General features: G+C 61.9%; 25 protein-coding genes. 14 read left to right on the forward strand and 11 right to left on the reverse strand.

What is annotated here, in order from left to right; all coding sequences use genetic code 11:
• Nucleotides 1–123: 123 nt before the first annotated feature.
• Entirely contained in the window at nt 124–2,214 is a 2,091-nt protein-coding gene (gene metG / locus GH663_RS12885) for a methionine--tRNA ligase (protein WP_153132147.1), read from the reverse strand.
• A gap of 194 nt (nt 2,215–2,408) precedes the next feature.
• Between metG and GH663_RS12890 the strand changes: the two genes are divergently transcribed.
• The 4 genes from GH663_RS12890 (at nt 2,409) to GH663_RS12905 (ending at nt 7,203) form a co-directional block, all read left to right on the forward strand.
• Nucleotides 2,409–3,095 carry a response regulator transcription factor gene (locus tag GH663_RS12890; protein WP_066881120.1) on the forward strand — a complete coding sequence of 229 codons (687 nt, stop codon included), beginning with the start codon at nt 2,409–2,411 and terminating at the stop codon, nt 3,093–3,095.
• Nucleotides 3,096–3,173: 78 nt separating this feature from the next.
• Entirely contained in the window at nt 3,174–4,265 is a 1,092-nt protein-coding gene (gene apbC / locus GH663_RS12895; RefSeq protein WP_153132148.1) for an iron-sulfur cluster carrier protein ApbC, read from the forward strand.
• A 71-nt stretch (nt 4,266–4,336) separates the two neighbouring features.
• Complete coding sequence (gene dcd / locus GH663_RS12900) at nt 4,337–4,903, forward strand: dCTP deaminase (protein ID WP_153132149.1); 567 nt, start codon at nt 4,337–4,339, stop codon at nt 4,901–4,903.
• A gap of 71 nt (nt 4,904–4,974) precedes the next feature.
• Nucleotides 4,975–7,203 (forward strand): arginine/lysine/ornithine decarboxylase, encoded by a 2,229-nt coding sequence (locus tag GH663_RS12905; RefSeq protein ID WP_066881126.1) that lies wholly within the window; start codon nt 4,975–4,977, stop codon nt 7,201–7,203.
• 20 nt (nt 7,204–7,223) lie between these two features.
• Here the strand turns inward: GH663_RS12905 and GH663_RS12910 are convergent, their stop codons facing one another.
• The 4 genes from GH663_RS12910 to ccoG all read right to left on the reverse strand — a co-directional run bounded on the left by GH663_RS12910 (nt 7,224) and on the right by ccoG (nt 11,159).
• Nucleotides 7,224–7,715 (reverse strand): dihydrofolate reductase, encoded by a 492-nt coding sequence (locus GH663_RS12910; protein WP_153132150.1) that lies wholly within the window; start codon nt 7,713–7,715, stop codon nt 7,224–7,226.
• 11 nt (nt 7,716–7,726) lie between these two features.
• Complete coding sequence (gene pgi, locus GH663_RS12915; RefSeq protein ID WP_153132151.1) at nt 7,727–9,310, reverse strand: glucose-6-phosphate isomerase; 1,584 nt, start codon at nt 9,308–9,310, stop codon at nt 7,727–7,729.
• A gap of 94 nt (nt 9,311–9,404) precedes the next feature.
• A complete protein-coding gene (locus GH663_RS21450) occupies nt 9,405–9,686 on the reverse strand; it encodes an alpha-amylase/4-alpha-glucanotransferase domain-containing protein (RefSeq protein ID WP_153132152.1) in 282 nt (93 codons plus the stop codon).
• Nucleotides 9,687–9,752: 66 nt separating this feature from the next.
• On the reverse strand, nt 9,753–11,159 hold the full coding sequence (gene ccoG / locus GH663_RS12925) for a cytochrome c oxidase accessory protein CcoG (protein WP_153132153.1): 1,407 nt from the start codon (nt 11,157–11,159) through the stop codon (nt 9,753–9,755).
• A gap of 126 nt (nt 11,160–11,285) precedes the next feature.
• Between ccoG and GH663_RS12930 the strand changes: the two genes are divergently transcribed.
• From GH663_RS12930 to GH663_RS12945, 4 genes are read left to right on the forward strand one after another with little or no spacing between them, the layout of a single operon-like run.
• A complete protein-coding gene (locus GH663_RS12930) occupies nt 11,286–11,753 on the forward strand; it encodes an RrF2 family transcriptional regulator (RefSeq protein WP_153132154.1) in 468 nt (155 codons plus the stop codon).
• Nucleotides 11,746–11,961 (forward strand): hypothetical protein, encoded by a 216-nt coding sequence (locus GH663_RS12935; protein WP_211371142.1) that lies wholly within the window; start codon nt 11,746–11,748, stop codon nt 11,959–11,961. Before GH663_RS12930 ends, GH663_RS12935 begins: the two co-directional genes overlap by 8 nt.
• Nucleotides 11,958–12,518, forward strand: a complete 561-nt coding sequence (locus GH663_RS12940; protein WP_211371143.1) for an HPP family protein — start codon at nt 11,958–11,960, stop codon at nt 12,516–12,518. Before GH663_RS12935 ends, GH663_RS12940 begins: the two co-directional genes overlap by 4 nt.
• 23 nt (nt 12,519–12,541) lie before the next feature.
• A complete protein-coding gene (locus GH663_RS12945; protein WP_153132155.1) occupies nt 12,542–12,787 on the forward strand; it encodes a hypothetical protein in 246 nt (81 codons plus the stop codon).
• A 58-nt stretch (nt 12,788–12,845) separates the two neighbouring features.
• On the opposite strand, the gene GH663_RS12950 is transcribed toward GH663_RS12945, so the two are convergent.
• The gene (locus GH663_RS12950) at nt 12,846–13,640 is read right to left on the reverse strand and encodes a thymidylate synthase (RefSeq protein WP_153132156.1); all 795 of its coding nucleotides are present in this window, start codon (nt 13,638–13,640) and stop codon (nt 12,846–12,848) included.
• 160 nt (nt 13,641–13,800) lie between these two features.
• Here GH663_RS12950 and GH663_RS12955 point away from each other — a divergent pair, with 160 nt between their 5' ends.
• Nucleotides 13,801–15,345: a cyclic-di-GMP receptor FimW-related protein gene (locus GH663_RS12955; RefSeq protein WP_153132157.1), complete on the forward strand. Its 1,545-nt coding sequence runs from the start codon at nt 13,801–13,803 to the stop codon at nt 15,343–15,345.
• 6 nt (nt 15,346–15,351) lie between these two features.
• On the opposite strand, the gene mog is transcribed toward GH663_RS12955, so the two are convergent.
• The gene (mog, locus tag GH663_RS12960) at nt 15,352–15,936 is read right to left on the reverse strand and encodes a molybdopterin adenylyltransferase (RefSeq protein ID WP_066881146.1); all 585 of its coding nucleotides are present in this window, start codon (nt 15,934–15,936) and stop codon (nt 15,352–15,354) included.
• Nucleotides 15,929–16,465, reverse strand: coding sequence for a ribosome biogenesis factor YjgA (yjgA, locus tag GH663_RS12965; protein ID WP_066881718.1), 537 nt, complete (start codon nt 16,463–16,465; stop codon nt 15,929–15,931). Before yjgA ends, mog begins: the two co-directional genes overlap by 8 nt.
• A 69-nt stretch (nt 16,466–16,534) precedes the next feature.
• On the opposite strand from yjgA, the gene pmbA reads away from it, so the two are divergent.
• The 3 genes from pmbA to GH663_RS12980 all read left to right on the forward strand — a co-directional run bounded on the left by pmbA (nt 16,535) and on the right by GH663_RS12980 (nt 20,330).
• Nucleotides 16,535–17,878 (forward strand): metalloprotease PmbA, encoded by a 1,344-nt coding sequence (gene pmbA, locus GH663_RS12970; RefSeq protein WP_153132158.1) that lies wholly within the window; start codon nt 16,535–16,537, stop codon nt 17,876–17,878.
• A 98-nt stretch (nt 17,879–17,976) separates the two neighbouring features.
• Nucleotides 17,977–19,065 carry a TRAP transporter substrate-binding protein gene (locus GH663_RS12975; RefSeq protein ID WP_066881150.1) on the forward strand — a complete coding sequence of 363 codons (1,089 nt, stop codon included), beginning with the start codon at nt 17,977–17,979 and terminating at the stop codon, nt 19,063–19,065.
• A 176-nt stretch (nt 19,066–19,241) separates the two neighbouring features.
• Nucleotides 19,242–20,330 carry a TRAP transporter substrate-binding protein gene (locus GH663_RS12980; protein ID WP_066881152.1) on the forward strand — a complete coding sequence of 363 codons (1,089 nt, stop codon included), beginning with the start codon at nt 19,242–19,244 and terminating at the stop codon, nt 20,328–20,330.
• Between the two features lie 72 nt (nt 20,331–20,402).
• On the opposite strand, the gene GH663_RS12985 is transcribed toward GH663_RS12980, so the two are convergent.
• The 3 genes from GH663_RS12985 to GH663_RS12995 form a co-directional block, all read right to left on the reverse strand.
• Nucleotides 20,403–20,867 carry a Dps family protein gene (locus GH663_RS12985; RefSeq protein WP_066881153.1) on the reverse strand — a complete coding sequence of 155 codons (465 nt, stop codon included), beginning with the start codon at nt 20,865–20,867 and terminating at the stop codon, nt 20,403–20,405.
• Between the two features lie 193 nt (nt 20,868–21,060).
• Nucleotides 21,061–22,536, reverse strand: coding sequence for a TRAP transporter large permease (locus tag GH663_RS12990; RefSeq protein ID WP_066881155.1), 1,476 nt, complete (start codon nt 22,534–22,536; stop codon nt 21,061–21,063).
• Nucleotides 22,536–23,129 (reverse strand): TRAP transporter small permease subunit, encoded by a 594-nt coding sequence (locus GH663_RS12995; protein WP_066881158.1) that lies wholly within the window; start codon nt 23,127–23,129, stop codon nt 22,536–22,538. The genes GH663_RS12990 and GH663_RS12995 overlap by 1 nt, the downstream gene beginning before the upstream one ends.
• A 102-nt stretch (nt 23,130–23,231) precedes the next feature.
• Here GH663_RS12995 and GH663_RS13000 point away from each other — a divergent pair, with 102 nt between their 5' ends.
• Together GH663_RS13000 and glyA are read left to right on the forward strand one after the other, a co-directional pair.
• Nucleotides 23,232–23,888, forward strand: coding sequence for a histidine phosphatase family protein (locus GH663_RS13000; protein WP_153132159.1), 657 nt, complete (start codon nt 23,232–23,234; stop codon nt 23,886–23,888).
• 39 nt (nt 23,889–23,927) lie between these two features.
• Entirely contained in the window at nt 23,928–25,178 is a 1,251-nt protein-coding gene (glyA, locus tag GH663_RS13005; protein ID WP_153132160.1) for a serine hydroxymethyltransferase, read from the forward strand.
• Nucleotides 25,179–25,183 lie beyond the last annotated feature (5 nt).

Raw genomic sequence — 25,183 nt, forward strand, 5'->3', positions numbered from 1 at the left:
AAGCCTAAACCCTATACCTAGATTGGCTCCTGAACTTAAAGTACTACATTAGGTTTTGGGCATTGTTTGCTGCGCTGCAATAAGACAACGGCCTGCGAGGCAGGCCGTTGTCGATGCTGCAGATTATTTCACTCGCATGCCGGGTTGGGCGCCGGCATCCGGCGACAGCAGGAAGATTCCCGGCGTTTTGCCGTCGCTGTCCGAGGCGGCCATCACCATGCCTTCCGAGAGCCCGAACTTCATCTTGCGCGGCGCCAGGTTGGCGACCATCACGGTCAGCCGGCCGATCAGTTGCGCCGGATCGTAGGCGGCCTTGATGCCGGCGAAGACGTTGCGCGTCTTTTCCTCGCCGATGTCGAGCGTCAGGCGGACCAGCTTGTCGGCCCCGTCGACGTGTTCGGCGTTGGCGATCAGCGCAATGCGCAGATCCACCTTCATGAAGTCGTCGATGGTGCACAGATTGTCGCTGCCGGCCTCGGCCTTGATTTCCTTCTGCTGATGCTCGGCATGGCGCTGCTGCGATTGCGCTTCCGGCGCTGGAGCCAGCGACTCGCGGTTGGCCTCGACCAGTTTTTCGATCAGCTTGGGATCGACCCGGGTCATCAGGTGCTCGTAGGCATTGATGCCGTGGCCGGCGGCGAGCAGGCTCCCGGTGTCGGTCCAGGCCAGCGGCGCGATGTTGAGGAATTTCTCGACCTTGCCGGCGACGACCGGCAGGATCGGCTTCAACAGTACGGTGAGCAGACGGAACAGGTTCAGCGCGTTGCTGCAGGCGGCGTGTAGTTCGACTTCCTTGCCTTCCTGCTTGGCCAGTTCCCAGGGCTTGACGCTATCGACGTACTGATTGGCGGCATCGGTCAGCGCCATGATCTCGCGCATCGCCTTGCCGAATTCGCGGGCTTCGTAGAGTTCGGCGATGCGGCCGGCCGCTTCCTGGATGGCCTTGATCGCCGGCAGGTCGGCGGCGGCCGGCGCCAGTTGGCCGTTGAAGCGCTTGGTGATGAAGCCGGCCGAGCGGCTGGCGATATTGACGTACTTGCCGACCAGGTCGGAATTGACGCGGGCGCAGAAGTCTTCGAGGTTGAGGTCGATGTCTTCCATGCTCGCCGACAGCTTGGCGGCATAGTAATAGCGCAGCCATTCCGGATTGAGGCCGGTATCGATGAAGCTCTGGGCGGTGATGAAGGTGCCGCGCGATTTCGACATCTTGGCGCCGTCGACCGTCAGGAAGCCGTGCGCGAAGATCTTGGTCGGCGTCCGGTAGCCGGCGTGGGCCAGTTCGGCCGGCCAGAACAGGGCGTGGAAGTAGAGGATGTCCTTGCCGATGAAATGGTAGAGCTCGGTCGTCGAATCCGGCTTGAAGTATTCGTTGAAGTCGAGGCCGTTCTTGCCGCACAGGTTCTTGAAGGAACCCATGTAGCCGATCGGGGCGTCGAGCCAGACGTAGAAATACTTGCCCGGTGCGTCGGGAATCTCGAAGCCGAAGTAGGGCGCATCGCGCGAAATGTCCCAGTCGGTCAGCTTGTTGTCGCCGGGGGCACCCAGCCATTCCTGCATCTTGTTGGCGGCTTCGTTCTGCAGCACGCCGTTGTCGCGGCTGGTGTACTGGCGCAGGAAGGCTTCGCAGCGCGGGTCGGAGAGCTTGAAGAAGTAATGCTCGGAAGTGCGCAGTTCCGGCTTGGCGCCGGAGACGGCGGAGAACGGCTCGATCAGATCGGTCGGCGCATAGGCGGCGCCGCAGACTTCGCAGTTGTCACCGTACTGGTCCTTGGCGTGGCACTTCGGGCACTCGCCCTTGATGAAGCGGTCGGGCAGGAACAATTGCTTGACCGGGTCGTAGTACTGCTCGATGGTTCGCGTCTCGATCAGGCCGGCCGCCTTCAGCTTGCCGTAGATGTCGTTGGCGCATTCCCGGGTCTCGTCGGAGTGGGTGCTGTAATAGTTGTCGAAACCGACGTGAAAACCGGAAAAGTCGCGGTAATGTTCGCCATGAACGCGGGCGATCAGTTGCTCGGGCGTGATGCCTTCCTTCTCGGCGCGCAGCATGATCGGCGTGCCGTGCGTGTCGTCGGCGCAGACATACCAGCATTCGTTGCCGGACATCTTCTGGTAGCGGACCCAGATGTCGGTCTGGATGTATTCAACCAGGTGGCCGAGGTGAATGGCGCCGTTGGCGTAGGGCAGGGCGGAGGTGACGAGGATTTTGCGCGGCATCGGGAGCGTCAGGCAGAAAAATAAAGCGTGATTTTACCGCGAGCGGCTGCGGCGCGCCGTTTATAGCAAGTCCGCTGCCGCGGCTGCCGATTGTTGCAATCGGTAAACGATTGTAATGGCTTGGTAAATTTAGCCGAATGGATTATTGCTGAAGACAGGTGATGGCGGCAGAATTGACATATTAGGGAGATCTCATGAATTTTGCCGTAGTGGAAGACAGCCGCAGCCAGGCTGAAGTGCTCAAGGCCTTGTTGAAGAGCGAAGGCCATCAGGTTGAGGTCTTTGCCGAAGGCAAGGCTTGCCTGGAGGCCCTGAAAACGCGCTCCTTCGATTTTTTTGTCATCGACTGGACGCTGCCGGACATTGGCGGTGACGAGGTGCTCAAGCACATCCGGGAGCAGTGCGGCTGGGAGGTGCCGGTCGTTTTCTGCACGGCACGCACCGAGGAGGAGAGTGCTGCCGATATCCTGCGCCTCGGTGCCGATGACTACATTCCCAAGCCGATCCGTTACATGGAGTTCATGGCGCGCATCCAGTCGCTGCTGCGCCGCCGCCAGCATGTCCGGCCCAGCGCCTTGCGCGTCGGCGGCATCGAAGTCGATCTCGATGGCCGGCGTATTCGTCTGGGCGGCGCCGACGTCGACCTGACGCAGCGCGAATTCGATCTGGCGGTGATCTTCCTGCGCAATATCGGCCGGGTCCTGCCGCGTGAAGAACTGCTGGCCAACGTCTGGGTCAAGGAAAGCGAGGTCGATACGCGGACCGTCGATACCCATGCCAGCCGTTTGCGCAAGAAGCTCGGCTTGGCCGGCGAAAGCGGCCTGATGCTGACCTCGGTCTATGGTCAGGGCTACCGCCTGGATACCGTCCAGCAAGGCTGATTCGACGCTCCGCTTTGCGGTATACTGGACCAAATTGCTCGGGTATTGCCCGGCCGTTAACCCCAACCCGGAGTTTCCATGAGTCTTACAGAACAGCAGATCAAGACCGCCCTGAGTGCTGCGGTCGACCCCAATACCGGCAAGGATTTCGTTGCCGGCAAGGCCGTCAAGAACATCAAGATCGACGGTGACGATGTCGCCTTCGATATCGAGCTCGGGTACCCCGCCAAGACCCAGATCGACCTCGTCCGCAAGCAGGTGATCGCCGCCGTGCGCACTGTGCCCGGGGTCGGCAACATTTCGGCCAACGTCTTCAGCAAGATCGTCGCCCACTCGGTTCAACTGGGCGTCAAGCTGCTGCCGGGCGTCAAGAACATCATTGCCGTCGCCTCCGGCAAGGGCGGCGTCGGCAAGAGCACGACCGCGGTGAACCTGGCCCTGGCCCTGGCCCAGGAAGGCGCCAGCGTCGGTATTCTCGATGCCGACATCTACGGTCCGTCGCAACCGCAGATGCTCGGCCTGGCCGGTCAGCAGCCTGAATCGAAGGACGGCAGCAGCATGGAGCCGCTCGAAGCCTACGGCTTGCAGGCGATGTCGATCGGCTTCATGGTCGATGTCGAAACGCCGATGGTCTGGCGCGGCCCGATGGTTGCGCAAGCGCTCGATCAACTGCTCGGCCAGACCAACTGGCGCGACCTCGACTATCTGATCGTCGATATGCCGCCGGGCACCGGCGACATCCAGCTCTCGCTGACCCAGAAGGTGCCGGTGACCGGTGCGGTGATCGTCACCACGCCGCAGGACATCGCGCTGATCGACGCACGCAAGGGGCTGAAGATGTTCGAGAAGGTGAATGTCCCGATTCTCGGCATCATCGAGAACATGAGCATCCATATCTGCTCGAAGTGCGGCCACGAAGAGCATATCTTCGGTGAAGGCGGCGGCGAGAAGATGTGCCGGGACTACGATGTTGAATTTCTCGGCAGCCTGCCCCTGGAAATGGCGATCCGCGAGATGGCCGATGGCGGCAAGCCGACCGTGGTCGGTGCGCCGGATTCGCGGACGGCCGAGATCTATCGCGGTATTGCCCGCCGGGTTGCGATCAAGATCGCCGAGAAGGCCAAGGACATGACCTCGAAGTTCCCGAATATCGTCGTTCAAAACACTTAATTTGTAGACAATTTGGCCAACAAAGGCGGGTAAAATCCCGCCTTTGTTTTTTGTCGACCGGAACCGAGAAAATGGCCATCAAATCAGACAAATGGATACGCCGCATGGCGGCCGAGCACGGCATGATCGAGCCGTTCGAGCCGGAACTGGTGCGTGAGGCGAATGGCCAGAAGATCGTCTCCTACGGCACCTCCAGCTACGGCTACGATATCCGCTGCGCCCGCGAATTCAAGGTGTTCACCAACATCAATTCGACGGTGGTCGATCCGAAGAACTTCGATCCGAAATCTTTCGTCGAGATCGAATCCGACGTCTGCATCATTCCGCCGAACTCCTTCGCATTGGCCCGGACCATGGAATATTTCCGTATTCCGCGCTCGGTGCTGACCGTCTGCCTCGGCAAATCGACCTATGCCCGCTGCGGCATCATCGTCAATGTCACCCCGTTCGAGCCCGAGTGGGAAGGCTACGTGACGCTGGAGTTCTCCAACACGACGCCGCTGCCGGCCAAGATCTATGCCGGCGAAGGCTGCGCCCAGGTGCTGTTCTTCGAGTCCGACGAAATCTGCGAAACCTCGTACAAGGATAGGGGCGGCAAGTATCAGGGGCAGGTGGGCGTCACGCTGCCCAAGATCTGACCCGGGCCTGTAAAGAAAACGTCTTATTCTGTGACCCGCTGCGGCGGGTCGCCGCTTTTCAAGGATTCAACATGCGCTTCCACTTTCCCGTCATCATCATCGACGAAGACTTTCGCTCCGAGAATACCTCCGGCCTCGGTATTCGCGCCCTGGCCGAAGCGCTTGAAAAGGAAGGGCTGGAAGTGCTGGGCGTCACCAGCTACGGCGACCTGACTTCGTTCGCCCAACAGCAATCGCGGGCCAGTGCCTTCATTCTGTCGATCGATGACGAGGAACTGGCGCTGGAGCCGGAAGAAACCCTGGCCGAACTGCGCGCCTTCGTGACCGAGATTCGCAACCGCAATCTGGAAATTCCGATTTTCCTGCACGGCGAGACGCGTACCTCGCGCCATATTCCGAACGACGTGCTGCGCGAACTGCACGGCTTCATCCACATGTTCGAGGACACGCCGGAGTTCATCGCCCGCAACGTCAAGCGCGAAGCCAAGGCCTACCTGCAGTCGCTGCCGCCGCCGTTCTTCCGCGCCCTGACCCACTATGCCGCCGACGGTTCCTACTCCTGGCACTGCCCCGGTCACTCGGGCGGTGTCGCCTTCCTGAAGTCGCCGGTCGGCCAGATGTTCCACCAGTTCTTCGGCGAGAACATGCTGCGCGCCGACGTCTGCAACGCGGTCGAAGAACTCGGCCAACTGCTCGATCACACTGGCCCGGTCGCCGCTTCCGAGCGCAACGCAGCGCGCATCTTCAATTCCGATCACCTGTACTTCGTGACCAACGGCACGTCCACGTCGAACAAGATCGTCTGGCACTCGACGGTGGCGCCGGGCGACATCGTCGTCGTCGACCGCAACTGCCACAAGTCCATCCTGCATGCCATCATGATGACCGGGGCGATTCCTGTCTTCCTGATGCCGACCCGCAACAACTTCGGCATCATCGGGCCGATCCCGAAGAGCGAATTCGCTTGGGAAAGCATCCAGAAAAAGATCGCCGCCAACCCGTTCATCACCGACAAGACGGCCAAGCCGCGCGTGCTGACCATCACCCAGTCGACCTACGACGGCATCCTCTACAACGTTGAGGACATCAAGGAAGAACTGGACGGCAAGATCGACACCCTGCATTTCGACGAAGCCTGGCTGCCGCATGCCGCTTTCCACGATTTCTACGGCGATTACCATGCCATCGGTGCCGACCGGCCGCGCTGCAAGGAGTCGATGGTCTTCTCGACGCAATCGACGCACAAGCTGCTGGCCGGGCTGAGCCAGGCCTCGCAGATCCTGGTCCAGGATGCCGAGAACAACAAGCTCGACCGCGACATCTTCAACGAGGCCTACCTGATGCATACCTCGACCTCGCCGCAGTACTCGATCATTGCCTCGTGCGATGTAGCGGCGGCGATGATGGAAGCGCCGGGCGGCACGGCACTGGTCGAGGAATCGATCGCCGAAGCCCTCGACTTCCGTCGCGCCATGCGCAAGGTCGATGAGGAGTGGGGCGTCGACTGGTGGTTCAAGGTCTGGGGGCCGGACGATCTGTCGGAAGAGGGCATCGAGGAACGCGACGCCTGGATGCTGAAGCCCGGTGAACGCTGGCACGGTTTCAACAACCTGGCCGACGGCTTCAATATGCTCGACCCGATCAAGGCAACCATCATCACGCCGGGCCTCGACGTCGATGGCGATTTCGCCGACGAGTTCGGCATCCCGGCCGCCATCGTCACCAAGTACTTGGCCGAGCACGGGGTGATCGTCGAGAAGTGCGGCCTGTACAGTTTCTTCATCATGTTCACCATCGGCATTACCAAGGGCCGCTGGAACACGCTGGTGACCGCGCTGCAGCAGTTCAAGGACGACTACGACAAGAACCAGCCGCTATGGCGCGTGCTGCCCGAGTTCGTGCAGAAAAATCCGCGCTACGAGCGGGTTGGGTTGCGCGACTTGTGTACGCAGATTCACAGCGTCTACAAGCACAACGACGTCGCCCGCCTGACCACCGAGATGTATCTGTCGGACATGGTGCCGGCGATGCGTCCGGCCGATGCCTTTGCCAAGATGGCGCACCGCGAGATCGAGCGGGTGCCGGTCGACGAGCTCGAAGGCCGGGTCACCGCCGTGCTGCTGACGCCTTACCCGCCGGGTATTCCGCTCCTGATTCCGGGCGAGCGCTTCAACCGGACGATCTGCAACTACCTGAAATTCGCACGCGAATTCAACGCCGCCTTCCCCGGCTTCGAGACCGACGTGCACGGTCTGGTCAAGGGCGCCGACGGCCGTTACTACGTCGATTGCGTGCGCTGAACCGGTCCTGAAAACCGCCGCTACTTGCGGCGGTAGGTGACAAAGGAAAACCCCGTTCCGCTCTGGCTGGACGGGGTGTTTTTTTGTACTTCCCGCCAGTCGACCGCCGGAATTTCCGGGAACCAGGCATCGCCTTCCGGTTCGAGGGCGACTTCGGTGATTTCCAGGCGGTCGGCGACGGCCATCGCCTGCCGGTAGATCTGTTCGCCGCCGATGACGAAGACGGTGCCGGCGGTCGACGCCAGTTGCAGTCCGTTTTCCAGCGAATCGGCGACTTCGGCACCGGGCGCGGCGTAATTTGCCTGCCGGCTGATCACGATGTTGCGCCGTCCCGGCAGCGGGCGAAAGCGCGGCGGTAGCGATTCCCAGGTCTTGCGCCCCATCAGGACGCAATGGCCGGCGGTCAGCGCCTTGAAGTGCGCCATGTCCTCCGGAATGTTCCAGATCAGTTGATTGTCGCGACCGATGACGCGGTTGCTGGCCACGGCGGCGATGAGGACGATTTCGGACATGGTGGAGCCTTTCATGGACGGCGCAGCGCCGCGATCAGACCGCGGGTCGATGCATCGAAGCCGTGCGCATCGCCATCGCCCTCGAGCAGCGGCGTCAGCTGGCTGGCCAGTTGCTTGCCGAGCTCGACGCCCCACTGATCGAAGGAGTTGATGTTCCACAGCACGCCGAGGCAGAAAACCTTGTGCTCGAACAGGGCGAGCAACTGGCCCAGCGTATAGGGCGTCAGCGCTGGCAGAACGAAGGTGGTAGATGGCTGGTTGCCGGGGAAGATCTTGTACGGCGCGAGTGCTTCCGGCACGCCGGCGGCCCGCACTTCGTCGGCGGTCTGGCCGAAGGCGAGTGCCGCGGATTGGGCGAGGCAGTTGGCGAGCAGCGAGACATGGTGGCCGGGTAGCGGGAAGTCGGAGGTCCGCAAGACGATGAAGTCGCTGGGAATGATCCGGCCGCCTTGGTGGAACAGTTGATAGAACGAGTGCTGGCCATTGGTGCCGGCTTCGCCCCAGAGGATCGGGCTGGTCGCGACGCTGAGTGGCTGGCCGTCGCGATCGGTCTGCTTGCCGTTGCTTTCCATTTCCAGTTGTTGCAGATAGGCCGGCAACAGCGCAAACGATTGGGCGTAGGGCAGGACGGCGGCGGTTGACGCGTCGAGAAAGTCGGTATTCCACAGGCTGAGCAGGGCCAGCGTCAGTGGCAGGTTGTTAGCGGCCGGTGCTTCGATGAAGTGGCGATCCATCGCGTGGGCGCCAGCCAGCAGTTGTTCGAAGGGGCGCCAGCCGATGGCCAGCGCCAGCGACAGGCCAATTGCCGACCACAGCGAAAAGCGGCCGCCGACCCAGTCCCAGAATTCGAAAACGTTCTCGCTGGGAATGCCGAACTGGCGGGTCAGCTCCAGATTGGTAGAGATGGCGACGAAATGGCGGGCGATGGCGCTTTCCTGGCTGGCGGCGGCGAGTAGCCAGTCGCGGGCACTGCGTGCATTGGTCAGCGTTTCCAGTGTCGTAAAGGTCTTGCTGGCGACGATGAACAGCGTCGTGCGCGGATTGAGGCGGGCCAGCAAGGGGGCGATATCGGCGGCATCGATATTGGCGATGTAATGCACGTCGAGGTTCGGGTGATGGCGGGCGATCAGCGCCCGGGTGGCCATCCGCGGCCCGAGATCGGAGCCGCCGATGCCGATGTTGACGACATCGGTAATGCGGTCGCCGGAGAAGCCGCGCCAGGCCCCGCTATGAATCTGCTCGCAGAAAGCCTGCATGCGCTTGAGGACAGCGCGGACTTCGGGCGGTGCCTGCTCGCCGGCGCGCAGGTCCATGTGGCGGACGGCACGCTGTTCGGTATCGTTGATCGGCTCGCCGGCCAGCATTTTCTGCTTCCACTCATCGAGCCTGGCTGTTCGGGCGAGTTCCTGCAGCAGCGTGCGGGTTTCGGCGGTGATCCGCTGCTTCGAGAAATCGAGCAGCAGGCCATCATGCTGCAGCGAGAAGCGCTGGAAACGATCGGGATCGTCGGCGAATAGCTGACGCAGGTGTTGCGGCCGAAGTTTTTCGGCATGGGCGGCGAGTGCCTGCCAGGCAGGGGTTTCAATCAGATTCATAACCAGACCTTGAGGCCCGTTTCAAATTGGTGGATAAGCGAGGGATGCGTCGGGAGAGTACGGATACGGTATTCCGGCAGGTAGGCAGTTCCGGTCATGCGGCGATGGCTTCCATGATCCTGATGCCAAGCATGATTTTCTCAAAGCCGGCCGCCGATTGGGAGACTGTTTGCTGCGGTCGACCTTCAGTTTTTACCGGAATTGACATGCGTAACCTACTACGGCCATCGCGTAGGCCGTCTTCGAGAACCAGGACTTGGCTGTCGCTCAGTGCCTGGGCCCGAGCGAAACCACCGAAAATGTCGCCATCATACAGCAGGTGGCGCCCGAGACGACCGTCGGAGCAAGCTGCTGCGAAGGTAGGGAGGGGCGACAAGCGGCCTTCGGTGAGGCCGTCCTAGTCGAGGTCTCTACGCGGACAGAGAGGGGGCTCCGTGCTTGCTTAGGGCATCCAGAACTTCGAGCTTTCCGTCACCGCCACGGCCGGCTCGGCGACATCGGCAATATTGAAAGTAATCGGCGTCGCCCCGGCTGGCGTCGCGCCCGGCTCGGCCTTGACGATGGCCGTCTGGGTGCCGATCTCGCCGCCGGCGATGGTCATTTCGCTGTCGCCATCAAGGCGCAGGCCGCTGCTGCCGGCAATGGTGATGCGGAAAGTCCGCGTCTGGTCGCCGGTATTCATGATCTGCAGGCGGTAGCTGTTCTCGATCGAGCCGTCGTCCGCTTCCCGGGACAAGACATTGCGGTCCTTCAGGACGTTCACCTTCAGCGGAATGCGGGTGGCCAGCGACCAGGCGGTGGCGGCGGTCAGCAGAATGAGGATGGCCGTATAGGCGATGACCCGCGGGCGGGCCGCCCGGCGGATGATCTCCTTCGGCGTGTAGCGCATGCTGTCGGCGTTTTCGGTCGAGTAGCGGATCAGGCCGCGCGGGTAGTTCATCTTGTCCATCACCTGGTCGCAGGCGTCGATGCAGGCGGCGCAACCGATGCACTCGTTCTGCAGGCCGTTGCGGATGTCGATGCCGGTCGGGCAGACCTGGACGCAGATGCCGCAATCCACGCAGTCGCCGAGGCCCTGGGCGCGATGATCGACACCCTTGGCGCGGGTGCCGCGCGACTCGCCGCGCTTGGCGTCGTAGGCGATGATCAGCGTGTCGGGGTCGAACATCACGAACTGGAAGCGGGCATAGGGGCAGATCTGCCGGCACATCTGGTCGCGCAGGAAGCCGGCGTTGCCATAGGTGGCGAAGGCGTAGAAAACGACCCAGAAGGCCGACCAGGCGCCCGGCGACAGGGTGAGCAGATCGTGCATCAGATCGCGGATCGGCATGAAGTAGCCGACGAAGGTGATACCGGTCCACAGCGAGAAGAGCACCCAGGTCGCATGCTTGGCGCTCTTCAGCGCCAGTTTGCGGGCCGACCACGGCGCGGCATCAAGCTTGATGCGCTGCGGCCGCTCGCCTTCGATGACTTTCTCGAACCACAGGAAGATTTCCGTGTAGACGGTCTGCGGGCAGGTATAACCGCACCATAGTCGACCGGCTACCGCGGTGAATAGGAAGAGGGCGAGGGCGCCGAGGATCATCAGCAAGACGAGGTAGATCGTGTCCTGCGGCCAAAGGACGAGGTCGAAAAAGTAGAACTTGCGGGTGTCGATGTCGAACAGCACCGCCTGCCGGCCGTGCCAGGGCAGCCAGCACAGGCCGTAGAAAACGATCTGGGTCAGCCAGACGAAAACCCAGCGCCAGCGCGTGTAGGGGCCGCTGATCGAACGCGGGTAAACCTTGGCGTCCGGGTCCGAAAGCGGCTTGATCTCAATGACTTTTCTCTGGCTGGGCGGTTTCGACATGGGGTCTCGGTTGGCGAACGGCATGGCGTGGGCTGCCGGTTTGCCATAAGATATAAATAAAATATATCTTGATGCTAACAACCCTCCCCGGCATAAGCAATATTTCCTATAAATCTTATAGCGATCATGCGACTGAGCACCTTTTCCGACTACAGCCTGCGCGTCCTGATGTACCTCGGGGGGCAGCCGGACCGGCTGGCGACGATTGCCGAGATCGCTGCGGTGCACGCCATTTCCGAGGGTCATTTGATGAAAGTGGTGCATCAACTCGGGCGTTGCGGCTATATCGAAACGGTAGGCGGCAAGGGCGGTGGCATGCGGCTGGCCCATCCCCCGCACAAAATCGTGCTGGGCGAGGTCATTCGCCAGACGGAAAGCGATTTCGCGCTGGCCGAATGCTTCACCGACGGCGCCAGTTGCCGCATTCAGGGCGCCTGCGGCCTGCACGCCATTCTCGGCGAGGCCTTGAGCGCGCTGTTTCTGGTGCTTGATGGCTACACGCTGGCCGATTTGCTGGTCAACCGGCAAGGGATGCTGCCGGCGGCATGCCCGATCGCCATCACCCGACCAACGGAGAACCTCAATCATGAATGAGCAGCCACTGGACAAAAGCGAGATCGAACACGCGCTCGAACTGGAACTCTCCGACGAGGACATTCTTGACGCGCTGGCCCACGTTTCCGGCTATATCGACATCAGTACCGAGGACTTCCGCACCGTCTACCATCTCGCCTGGCGCCATGCCCTGGCCCGCTTGCAGGGTTTGTCGGCGAATGATTCGGACCAGGATGCCGCCGAATGATGATCGAGCGCCACTGGCGCGAGTATTTACGGAAAATGCGCGGCACGACGCGCGGCAGTCCGCCGCGGGTCAGCAACGAAGAGATGTTCTGGTCCTGGGTCGGGGCCTTTCTCGGCATCACGGCGCTGGTCTGGAGCGGGCGGCTTTTTTTCGACGGCAGCGACCTGGTGCTGATGATCGGTTCCTTCGGTGCTTCGGCCGTGCTGCTCTACGGCGCGGTGCGCAGCCCGCTGGCCCAGCCGCGCAATGTGCTTGGCGGCCACATGATTTCGGCGCTGATCGGCGTCCTCTGTTGGAAACTGCTGCAGCCTGTACCCTGGCTGGCGCCGGCGGTGGCCGTGGCGACTGCCATCGCCGTCATGCACGCGACGCGCACGCTGCATCCGCCGGGCGGAGCGACGGCGCTGATCGCGGTGATCGGTTCGCCGGAGATCCACCATCTCGGCTTCTGGTACGTGCTGGTGCCGGCGACGCTCGGCCCCTTGATCTTGCTGGTGGTGGCCTTGCTGATCAACAATATCCCCCGCTCGCGGCGCTATCCCGAAATATGGTTCTAGCGCTACCACCAAGGATCTGTCTCGTGTCTCTACCCAACGTTCTGAAACTCAGCCTGTTGCTCGTCCTGGCCGCTGCCATCGCCGGTTGCGCGCTATTCCCGTCATCGCGCTGGGAGAAAAAGGGGGCGAGCGAGGCCGACTACAAGTTCGACGAGACCCAGTGCAAGGCCAAAACCTACGCTGGCAATGACGGCGCGGTAACCAATGCCACCGTGCGTCGCATGCATGCTTGCCTGCAAGAGCGCGGCTGGTCGAGAGTGCCGAACTGAGAATTTGCCGATTCCTGCGGTCGACCGCAGGAATCGGCAAAAATCCGGCCGGGCTTACCTACACTGCGACTTGGGCGGCGATGTGCGGGTGCGGGTCGTAGCCATCGAGACGGAAATCCTCGAAGCGGAAGGCGAACAGATCCTTGACGTCCGGGTTGATCCACATCTTTGGTAGCGGCCGCGGCTGGCGTGACAGTTGCAGGCGGGCCTGCTCGAAATGGTTCGAGTAGATGTGGGCGTCGCCGAAGGTGTGCACGAATTCGCCCGGCTGGTAGCCGCAAACCTGCGCCAGCATCAGGGTCAGCAGCGCATAGGAGGCGATGTTGAAGGGCACGCCGAGGAAAATGTCGGCGCTGCGCTGGTAGAGCTGGCAGGACAGCTTGCCGCCGGCGACATAGAACTGAAACAGGCAGTGGCAGGGCGGCAGCGCCATGTTGTCCACGTCGCCCGGATTCCAGGCCGAGACGATGTGGCGGCGCGAATCCGGATTGTTCTTCAGGCTGTGCACCAGTTGCGAGATCTGGTCGATCAGCCGGCCGTCCGGAGTTTCCCAGCGCCGCCATTGCTTGCCGTACACCGGCCCGAGGTCGCCGTTTTCATCGGCCCATTCGTCCCAGATGCGGACGCCATTCTGCTGCAGGTAGGCAATGTTGGTGTCGCCCTGGATGAACCACAGCAACTCGTGCACGATCGATTTCAGATGCAGCTTCTTGGTGGTCACCATCGGGAAGCCCTGGTTGAGGTCGAAGCGCGTTTGCCAGCCGAAGACGGAACGGGTGCCGGTGCCGGTGCGGTCGGACTTGTCGTGGCCGTTGTCCAGCACATGGCGCATCAGGTCGAGATATTGCTGCATGGGAGTTCAGGGGCTTGGCAAAGTAAGCGGCCGATTTTATCTGAACTGTGCGCGTCCGCCGCAAACCCCGGCAATTGCAGGGCGAGGCCAAATTGTTCACGGCGGAAAACCCGGTCTGCGGCTAAAATTTCGGCTCGCAGCGCGATTTACGGAGACAAAGTTGCTGACAAAGATGCCTGTGCTGGGCGGGCTGTTTGCCCAAAAGGATAGCCACCCGCTGGCCGATGCCCACGAATTGCGGAAAATCCTGGCTGAACTGCCGGGCAACAACGCCTTCAAGTCGCTCGACGAAATCGCCGGCTGGCTCGAATCGCTGCAGGCGGCCGACACGCTCGCCGCCGACCGGATCTACGAAGTGGCCTACCAGCTGGAAGAGGCCGCCTCGCCGCATCTGAAGCGTCTGTCGCGCGAATACCTGCACACGGCACGTCTCAACCGCTCGGACGAAAAGCGCCTGTGGTCGATCAACTACGGTTTCTGGACGCTGCTCGCCGCGGCCTACGAGCGCTGCCTGCTCGCCCTGGCCACCCCCGGCCGCACGGCGGATGCCCTGCGGCCCCTGTTGCCGGCCTTGTGCACCCGTTTGATTGCGGCGCTTGGGGCGGTCCTCAAGTGGGAACAGTTTCACTACGGGCCGTCGCCCGGCGAGATCTGGTTCCGTCTGGGTCGGGCGCTGGCGACGGCGGAAGCGGCGGGCGTGGCGAGCAAGGTGACGCCGATTCGCCCGCTGGCCGGCCTTTCCTGCGCCCAGCAGGAATATCTGAAAGTCCTGGTTTTTCAGGCGGCCTCGATGGACAGCCTGTTGCCGCTCGAAATCGAGTTGGCCGAACGCCTGATCGCCCACTATCTGCCGGCCTTTATTTTTGGCCCGGCGGTACATCAGGACAGCGTGTACTGGGTTGATCTCAGCCAGCCCCAGCCGCCCTTGCGGATGGCCCGGATGCCGGCCCAGGCTGCGCCATCCCAGCGTTTCTTCAAGCCGGGGGCGGCCAACGAGGCGATGCAGGCCTTGCTGCGTACGCTGGAGCGCGGCGGCGACCTACCGCCCGAGATCAATCTCGGCGACCGCTATCACCCGCGCCTGCTGATGCCGGTGCTGCGCCACCTGTCGGCCTATCTGGCGCCGGTGCCGCCGCAACGCCGGCATGACCGGCATCACGTCAAGCACCGGATGTCGGTGCTGAACGGGCTGATCAACGCTTTTGTGGTGTTTTCCGGCGAATTTGGCGGTCGACCGGCCGGCTTGCAGATCGAGAGCTGGGTCGTCGAAAACGTCAGTCGCGGCGGTTTCGGGGCGCAACTGAACAGCATTCCGGCCGAATGGCTGAAGGTTGGCGCGCTGATCGCGATGCAGCCGGAAGGCGGCGACAACTGGCTGCTCGGCATCGTGCGCCGCTATCACCGCGACACCCAGAGCGAGGCCCGGGTCGGTATCGAAACGCTGGCCAGAACGGCCGTTTCGGCCGAGTTGAAGGTGCGTACGGCATCCAGCTATGCCGCCGTGGCCGGCTTGCCGGCGCTGCTCATCAACGAGGCGGCGGAAGCCGGCGAGGTCCGCGTCATTCTGCCGCCGGCCTCGTTCGATTTGCGCGAGAGCCTGGAATACAGCCAGGGCGGGCAGCGTTATCTGCTGGCCCCGGTGGCTCTGGTCGAGCAAACCGCCGATTACGAACTGGCGCGTTACCGCCAGAGCGTCATCAGCTAAGTCGAATTACTTGGCCCGGATCGCCGATTTGGGCCGGAAAGCCTTGATCACGGCCTCGTTCGTTTCGGCGTAGGGGCCGCCGATCAGGTCGATGCAGTAGGGGACGGCGGCAAAGATGCCGACGTGGGCGACGCTGCCGTCGGCAGCGCGGACGCCTTCCAGCGTTTCCTTGATCGACTTCGGCTGGCCGGGCAGGTTGATGATCAGTGCCTGCTTGCGGATGACGGCGACCTGCCGCGACAGGATCGCGGTCGGCACGAAATTCAGACTGATCCGCCGCATTTCCTCACCGAAGCCCGGCATTTCCTTGTCGGCGACGGCCAGCGTCGCTTCCGGCGTCACATCGCGCAAGGCCGGGCCGGTGCCGCCGGTGGTCAGCACCAGATGGCAATGGCTGCGGTCGACCAGTTCAATCAGCGTATTTTCAATGCTTGGCTGATCGTCGGCGATCAAGCGGGTTTCCGCCCGCCACGGAGTGGTCAGTGCACTGGCCAGCCATTCCTGCAGGGCCGGGATACCTTTGTCTTCATAAACGCCGGTCGAGGCGCGGTCGCTGATCGAGACCAGGCCGATGATCAGTTCTTCACTCATCGTCCGTTTCCTGTTCGACGGGAGCCGGGGCGCCATCGAGCTCCTGCAGCAACTGGAAAATGGCGCGGAAGTTCTTCGGCGGCTTCTTGGCTTCCTGCTCCTTCAGCGCATTGCGGCGCAACTGGCGGAGATGTTGCAGGTCGACGCTTGGCCAGAGGGCGGCGATGTCGGCCAGCGTCGACTCGTCTTCGAGCAGGCGCAGGCGCAGTCGCTCCAGGCGATGAATGCGGGCGATTTCGGCCGACGATTCGCCGCGCAGCAGCGCCAGGCCGGCGCGGATCGGTTCGTCGTCGACATTGCGCATCAACTTGCCCAGATAGGCCACCTGGCGGCGGCGGGCGCCGTGGGCGGTGATCTTCTGGCAGGCGCGGACGGCCTCGAAAATCTCCTCCGGCAGCTTGATCTTCTTCAGCTGACCGACGGAAAGTTCGACCAGTTCGGCGCCGAGATCGCGCAATTCATGCATCGCCTCCTTCTGCTTGGTCTTGGAAGGGCGGCTGGTACTCTCGGTGAAATCTTCTTCGTGCATGGGGCGCATTCGCGGGCTGACAATGTCGGGCTGCTATGATAGCGATTTTCCCGTTCGGACGCCCCATCCATGCCTGAAGTCGCCAGCTTTTCCTACGCCTTTTCGACCTTGCAGCAACTGGCCGAGGATGTCCTCAAGCATGCCCGCGATAAGGGCGCCAGCGCTTGCGAGGTGGACGTTTCGGAAGGTTTTGGCCAGTCGGTCGGGGTCCGTTGCGACGAGGTCGAGACCATCGAATTCAACCGCGACAAAGGCATCGGCATCACCATCTATTCCGGCCAGCGCAAGGGTTACGCCAGCACTTCCGACTTTTCGGCACAGGCGCTGCGCGAGACGGTCGAGGCGGCCCTGAACATCGCCCGCTTCACGGCCGAAGACGATTGCGCCGGCTTGGCCGAGGCGGCCTTGATGGCCAAGGATTGCCCGGATCTGGATTTGTACCATCCGTGGGCGTTGACCGTCGAAGATGCGATCGCCACCGCTCGCCGCTGCGAACAGGCGGCGTTCGACGCCAGCCCGCTGGTCAGCAATTCCGAAGGTGCGTCGGTGTCCACGCAGCAGGCGCATTTTGTGTCGGCCAACAGTCTGGGTTTCATGGGCGGCTACCCGACCTCGCGCCATTACATTTCCTGCTCGGTGATTGCCGGCGAGCAGGATGCGATGCAGCGCGACGACTGGTACACGACGCGCCGTTGCGCCGACGAACTCGACGATCCAGCCACCGTCGGCCGTACCGCAGCCGAACGCGCCGTTGCCCGCCTCGGCGGGCGCAAGGTCAAGACCGGGGAGTTTCCCGTCCTGTTCGAAGCGCCGCTGGCCAGCGGCCTGCTCGGCAGCCTGGTCCATGCCGCCAGCGGCGGGGCGCTCTACCGCAAATCCTCCTTCCTGCTCGATCACCTCGGCAAACGCGTGATGCCGGAATTCGTGCAGATCAGCGAGCGGCCGCACATCAAGCGCGGCCTCGGCTCCTCGGCGTTCGACAGCGATGGTGTTGCGACCTATGACCGAGAAGTGGTCACCGATGGCATCCTGCAAGGCTATTTCCTGAGCACCTACACTGCCCGCAAGCTGGGTATGCAGACTACGGCCAATGCCGGCGGCAGCCACAATCTGATCATCAAGCCGGGCGACCTCGATCTGGCCGGCCTGCTCGCTGAGATGGGGCGTGGCCTGCTGGTGACCGAACTGCTCGGCCATGGCGTCAATTATGTGACTGGCGATTACTCGCGCGGGGCGGCCGGCTACTGGGTCGAGAACGGCAAGATCGCCTACCCGGTCGAGGAAATCACCATTGCCGGCAACCTGAAGGCGATGCTGGCCGGCATCGTCGCCGTCGGCAACGATGTCCAGGTCCGCGGTTCGAAGCAAAGCGGCTCCATCCTGCTCGATCGGATGACCGTCGCCGGGGAGTAGTTTTCTAAGGGTTTTCCACCACTCGCCAAAAGTTTCGCTTTGGATAGAATCTGGCTGCTACATCGCTTGACGTTCCCAATAATTCCTGAGGAGACAATATGCAACGTCGTGATTTCCTGAAAAAAGCATCGATCGGTGCTGCCGCGGGTGCTGCCACCACGCTGGCCGCCCCGGCCATCGCCCAATCCGCCCCGACCATCAAATGGCGTCTGACCTCCAGCTTCCCGAAGAGCCTGGACACCATTTACGGCGGTGCCGATGTGCTGGCCAACCGCTTGCGCGCCATGACCGGCGGCAAGTTCGACATCCGCGTCTTCGCCGGCGGTGAAATCGTCCCCGGCCTGCAGGCGCTGGACGCCGTGCAGCAAGGCACCGTCGAAGTCTGCCACACCTGTTCCTACTATTACGTCGGCAAAGACAAGGCCTTCGGTTTCGGCACCTCCATCCCGTTCGGCATGAATGCCCGCCAGATGAATGCCTGGCTGTACTACGGCGGCGGCGACAAGCTGCTCAACGAGTTTTACGCCAACTACAACGTTATCCATTTCCCGGGCGGCAATACCGGTACCCAGATGGGCGGCTGGTTCCGCAAGGAAGTGAAGAGCCTGGCCGACGTCAATGGCCTGAAAATGCGGATCGCCGGTCTGGGCGGCAATGTCTTCGCTGCGCTCGGCGCCGTGCCGCAGCAGATCGCCGGTGGCGATATCTACCCGGCGCTGGAAAAAGGCACCATTGACGCCGCCGAATGGGTCGGCCCGTACGACGACGAGAAGCTGGGCTTCTACAAGGTCGCCAAGAATTACTACTACCCGGGCTGGTGGGAGCCGGGCCCGATGATCAACTTCTTCGTCAACAAGAAGGAATGGGACAAGCTGCCGAAGGAATATCAGGAAGCTTTCCAGGCCGCTGCCTACGAGGCCAACGTGACGATGATGGCGGAATACGATCACAAGAACCCGATCGCGCTCTCCAAGTTGCTGCAAAGCGGCGTCAAGCTGCAGAAGTACCCCGACGAGGTTCTCGAAGCCGCCTACAAGGCCGCCCAGCAGCTCTACGCTGACGAGTCCGCCAAGAATCCGGCCTTCAAGAAGATCTTTACCGAGTACGACAAATATCGCAAGACGCAGAATGCCTGGTTCAGCGTTGCCGAAATGCGCATGGATGCCTTCCTGCAGTCGCACAAGTAAATCGACCCGCTGCGCAGCCCGATCGGGCTGTCGATATCAAAACCCCGCCCTGTTATGCAGCGCGGGGTTTTTTCATGCTGCCTATAAGGGATTTCAGCAGTATTCGGAATGAACGGGATGATTAGAATCAGCAGGTCACAGTCGTGACGTATTTTATTCCCCGGAGACAAGACAGAATGCAACGTCGTGATTTTCTCAAGAAGGCTTCGCTGGGTGCTGCTGCCGGCACCGCCGCAACCGTGGCTGCCCCGGCCTTCGCCCAGTCGGCGCCGACTATCAAGTGGCGTTTGACCTCCAGCTTCCCGAAGAGCCTGGATACCGTTTATGGTGGTGCCGAAGTGCTGGCCAATCGCCTGCGTGCGATGACCAACGGCAAGTTCGACATTCGCGTTTTCGCCGGCGGTGAAATCGTTCCCGGCCTGCAGGCGCTGGACGCTGTGCAGCAAGGTACCGTCGAAGTCTGCCATACCTGCTCCTACTACTACGTCGGCAAGGACAAGACCTTTGGTTTTGGCACGGCTGTGCCGTTCGGCATGAATGCCCGCCAGATGAATGCCTGGATCTACTACGGCGGCGGTCAGAAGCTGCTCGACGAGTTCTATGCCAACTACAACGTCGTCTCCTTCCTCGGCGGCAATACCGGTACCCAGATGGGCGGCTGGTGGCGCAAGGAAGTGAAGACCGTGGCTGACCTCAAGGGCATCAAGATGCGCATCGCCGGCCTCGGTGGTACCGTCTTCTCGCAACTCGGCGTCGTGCCGCAGCAGATCGCCGGTGGCGACATCTACCCGGCGCTGGAAAAAGGCACCATCGATGCCGCCGAGTGGATCGGTCCCTACGACGACGAAAAGCTTGGCTTCTACAAGGTCGCCAAGAACTACTACTACCCGGGCTGGTGGGAGCCGAGCACCTGTTTCCACTTCTTCGTCAATAAGAAGGAATGGGACAAGCTGCCGAAGGACTATCAGGAAGCCTTCCAGGCCGCTGCCTACGAGGCCAATGTGACGGTGATGGCCGAGTACGATCACAAGAACCCGATCGCGCTCTCCAAGCTGTTGCAGAACGGCGTCAAGCTGCAGAAGTTCTCTGACGAGATTCTTGCTGCCGCCTACAAGGCTGCCCAGGAGCTCTACGCTGACGAGTCCAGCAAGAACCCGGCTTTCAAGAAGATCTATACCGAGTTCGACAAGTACCGCAAGAGCCAGAATGCCTGGTTCAGTATTGCTGAAATGCGCATGGACTCCTTCCTGCAGTCGCACCGCTAAGCAAGCCTACCGACCAAGAAAAACCCGCCTTCCGGCGGGTTTTTTATTGCCTGGCTTATACGGCGGCGCGCTTTAGTCTTCGAGCAGGCTGCGCAGCATCCAGGCATTCTTTTCGTGAATCTGCATGCGCTGGGTCAGCAGGTCGGCGGTCGGTTCGTCGCCCGCCTTGTCGACCAGCGGGAAGATGCCGCGGGCGGTCTTGGTGACTGCCTCCTGGCCGGCGACCAGTTGCTTGATCATCTCGGTTGCGGTCGGCACGCCTTCGCTTTCCTGGATAACGGTCAGCTTGGCGAATTCGCGGTAGGTGCCGGGGGCAGCCACGCCGAGAGCGCGGATGCGCTCGGCGATCAGGTCCAGAGCATTCCACAGTTCGGTGTATTGGTCCATGAACATCACGTGCAGCGTGTTGAACATGGGCCCTTTGACGTTCCAGTGGAAGTTGTGGGTCTTCAGGTAAAGCGTGAACGAGTCGGCAAGCAGGTGGGAAAGGCCTTCGGCAATTTTTTCACGATCTTTTTTGCTGATTCCGATATCCATGATGTACTCCCTTCAGAGGCTGGTGGTGGGGGATTCCGGCGGTCAACCGCTGGAAATGCCTATATTTCAATTCTGCCCGGCCTTCTGTGTTCATGCCAATGTTTTGTGTTGATGGGCGATATAGACGGCGCCTATGAAATAAAAAAGGCGGGGTCGAAACCCCGCCTTTGTTCGTTGCCGGTATGGCTACGGCTTATTTGTCGCCTTGCAGGTTCTTCAGCAGGTCGGTGCTCGGGTCCTGGCTCTTGGCGCCTTCGTTCTGGTCGCCTTGCATCAGGGTGTCGAGGTCGACCGGGGCCGGGCCTTCGCCAGCCTTCTCCAGGCGTGCTGCTTCGCGTTGCGCATCGTCGCCGTAGCTGACGATGTTCGGGAAGATGATGATCAGCGCGACCATGATGATCTGGATGCAGACAAAGGGAATGGCGCCCCAGTAGATGTCTGTCGTCTTGATCGAGGCCGGCGCCACCGAGCGCAGGTAGAACAGCGCGAAGCCGAACGGCGGGTGCATGAAGGAGGTCTGCATGTTCACCCCGAGCAGCACGCCGAACCAGATCAGGTCGATGCCCAGCTTGTCGGCCACCGGCCCGAGCAGCGGCACGATGATGAAGGACAGTTCGAAGAAGTCGAGGAAGAAGGCGAGCAGGAAGACCAGGACGTTGACCACGATCAGGAAGCCCAACTGGCCGCCGGGCAGGGAGAGCAGCAGGTGCTCGACCCAGAGGTCGCCGTTCACCGCCCGGAAGACCAGGCCGAAGACCGTCGAGCCGACCAGGATGAAGACGACGAAGGAGGACAGCTTGCCGGTGGTTTCCATGGCCTGCTTGAGCAGCTTCCAGGACAGGCGCTTGCGGGCAACGGCCAGGATCAGCGCGCCGGCTGCGCCCATGGCGCCGCCTTCGGTCGGCGTCGCGATGCCGAGGAAGATGGTGCCGAGGACCAGGAAGATCAGGACCAGCGGCGGCACCATCGTCGTCAGAACACGCACCGCCAGCTTGAAGCCGCGCAGGCTGCGGGCTTCCGGCGGCAGGGCCGGGGCGGCGTTCGGTTTGATGATGGTGAGCAGGACGACGTAGCCGACGTAGAGGCCGGTCAGGATCAGACCCGGGATCATTGCGCCTTCGTACATGTCGCCGACCGACTTGCCGAGCTGGTCGGCCATGATGATCAGAACCAGTGACGGCGGGATGATCTGGGCCAGCGTGCCGGAAGCGGCGATGACGCCGGAGGCGAGACGCTTGTCGTAGCCGTAGCGCAGCATGATGGGCAGCGAGATCAGACCCATCGAGATCACCGAAGCAGCGACCACGCCGGTCGTTGCGGCGAGCAGGGCGCCGACGAAGATGACGGCGTAGGCCAGACCGCCACGCAGCGGGCCGAACAGTTGGCCGATGGTGTCGAGCAGGTCTTCCGCCATGCCGGATCGCTCAAGTACCAGCCCCATGAACGTGAAGAAGGGGATGGCGAGCAGCGTGTCGTTGGCCATGATGCCGAAGATGCGCTCCGGCAATGCCTGGAAGAGGGCCGGCTGGAGCAGGCCGAGTTCGATGCCGAGCAGGCCGAAGACGATACCGTTGGCAGCCAGCGCGAAGGCGACCGGGTAGCCGAACAGCAGGAAGAGAACCAGGGCGCCGAACATCAGCGGCGCCATGTTGCCGATAATCCATTCCATTATTTGGCCTCCTTGGCTTTGGCGGCGGCAATGGCGGCAGCCAGTTCTTCTTCGGGTGTCGGGCCGGCGGCCTTGCTGTTCGGGTCGGCGATCAGGCCGGCCAGGAAGGCGACGCGCTTGATCAGTTCGGAAATGCCCTGCAGGGCGAGCAGCGTGAAGCCGATCGGCAAGAGGATTTTGACCGGCCAGCGAATCAGGCCGCCGGCGTTGGCCGACATCTCATTGATCTTGATCGAATCGGCGACCAGCGGCAGCGACAGCCAGAGGACGGCGATGACCATAGGCAGAAGGAAGAACAGCGTCCCAATGATGTCGATGACGGCCTGGCTTCGGGGTGACAGCTTGCCGGACACGACGTCGATGCGGACGTGCTCGTTTTTCTGCAGCGTGTAGGGCGAGCAGAGGATGAAGACAGCGGCGAACAGGTACCACTGAATTTCCAGCAGGCCGTTCGAACTGTAGTTGAAGATGAAACGCACGGTGGCGTTGCCTGCACTGATGACAGTCATCAGCAGCACCAGCCAGAACGCACCTTTGCCGACGCGCTCATTGAGCCAGTCGATCAGCTGCGAGAGCTTGAGCAGAAGGGTCACGGAAAGTCCTCCTCGATTGGTAAAATTCCCGGCTTCTAGATGGTCCGGGGTTAATGGAAAATCCCACTGATCGAAATTTACCGCGAAGGTCATAGAGCGAACATGGTGGAAATCCCTACAAGCCAGCCAACCCGTATCTGTTTGGTGCGTCACGGCGAGACGGAATGGAATGCTGCCCGTCGAATTCAGGGGCAGATCGACATCGGTTTGAACGAGATCGGCATGCGCCAGGCCGAGGCGGCCGGGCGCTGGCTGCGGGGGGCCGGCATTGCGGCCGTCTATGGCAGCGATCTCAAGCGTGCCTGGGCGACGGCGCAGGCCATCGGTCGGGCACTCGGGTTGGTTCCGGTCGCCGTGCCCGAGATGCGCGAGCGCCGCTACGGCGTCTTCGAAGGCCTGACCTACGACGAAGCGAAAGCAAAATATCCTGCCGGCTATGCCGCCTTCGAAGGGCGCAACGCCAACTACGACTTCGAGAATGGCGAGAGCCTGCTGGCGATGTTCGAGCGCGTGACCGGCAAGCTGCAGGAAATTGCCGCCGGCCATCCGGGGCAGAATGTCGTTGTCGTGCTGCACGGCGGGGTGCTCGACATCATCAACCGCTTCGTACGTGGCAATAGCCTGGAAACGCCGCGCGACTTCCTGATTCCGAATGCCGGCCTGAACTGGATTGCCGCGGTCGACGGTCGCTGGCACATCGAAACCTGGGCTGAAACCGAGCATCTGGAGGCGGGGGCGCTCGACGAGCTTCCCTCGTGATAAAATTCCTGCCCTTTTCAATGGCTTGAGGCATTCCCCATGTTTTCCGCGAAAGACACCCTGGCAAAAGTTGACCCTGAACTCTGGCAGGCCATGCAGGCCGAAGTCCAGCGTCAGGAAGACCACATCGAACTGATCGCGTCCGAAAACTACGTGAGCAACGCAGTCATGGAAGCCCAAGGCTCCCAGCTCACCAACAAGTACGCCGAAGGCTATCCGGGCAAGCGCTACTACGGTGGCTGCGAATACGTCGATATCGCCGAGCAGATCGCGATCGATCGCCTGAAGAAGCTGTTCGGCGCCGAAGCTGCCAACGTCCAGCCGAATTCCGGTTCGCAGGCCAACCAGGCCGTGCTGATGGCCTTTGCCAAGCCGGGCGACACCATCATGGGCATGAGCCTGGCCGAAGGCGGTCACCTGACCCACGGCATGGCGCTCAACATGTCCGGCAAGTGGTTCAACGTCGTCTCCTACGGCCTGAACGAAAAGGAAGAGATCGACTACGACAAGATGGAGGCGCTGGCCCGCGAGCACAAGCCGAAGATCATCGTCGCCGGTGCCTCGGCCTACGCCCTGCGCATCGACTGGGAACGCTTCGCCAAGATCGCCAAGGAAATCGGCGCCATTTTCTGGGTGGACATGGCCCACTACGCCGGCCTGATCGCCGCTGGTTTCTACCCGAATCCGGTGCCCTTCGCCGATGTCGTCACCTCGACCACCCACAAGACCCTGCGCGGCCCGCGCGGTGGCGTCATCCTGATGAAGGCCGAGCACGAAAAGGCCCTCAATTCCGCCATCTTCCCGGGCCTGCAAGGCGGTCCGCTGGAGCACGTCATCGCCGCCAAGGCAGTTGCCTTCAAGGAAGCCGCGACGCCGGAATTCCGCAACTACCAGGAACAGGTCATCGCCAACGCCCGCGTCATGGCCCGTGTGCTGGGTGAGGAGCGCGGTCTGCGCATCGTTTCCGGCCGCACCGAAAGCCACGTCTTCCTGCTCGACCTGCGTGCCAAGAACATCACCGGCAAGGATGCCGAAGCCGCCCTCGGCCGTGCCCACATCACGGTCAACAAGAACGGCATCCCGAACGACCCGCAGAAGCCGTTCGTCACCTCCGGCATCCGCATCGGTTCGCCGGCCATGACGACCCGCGGCTTCACCGAAATCGAAGCCGAAACGGTCGCCCATCTGGTTGCCGACGTGCTTGATGCGCCGAGCGACGAGGCAGTGGCCGCCAAGGTGCGCGCCAAAGTCGCCGAACTGTGCGCGAAGTTCCCGGTGTACGGAGCCTAAGCGCC

The organism is Dechloromonas hortensis (assembly GCF_009469765.1).
GTDB lineage: Bacteria > Pseudomonadota > Gammaproteobacteria > Burkholderiales > Rhodocyclaceae > Azonexus > Azonexus hortensis.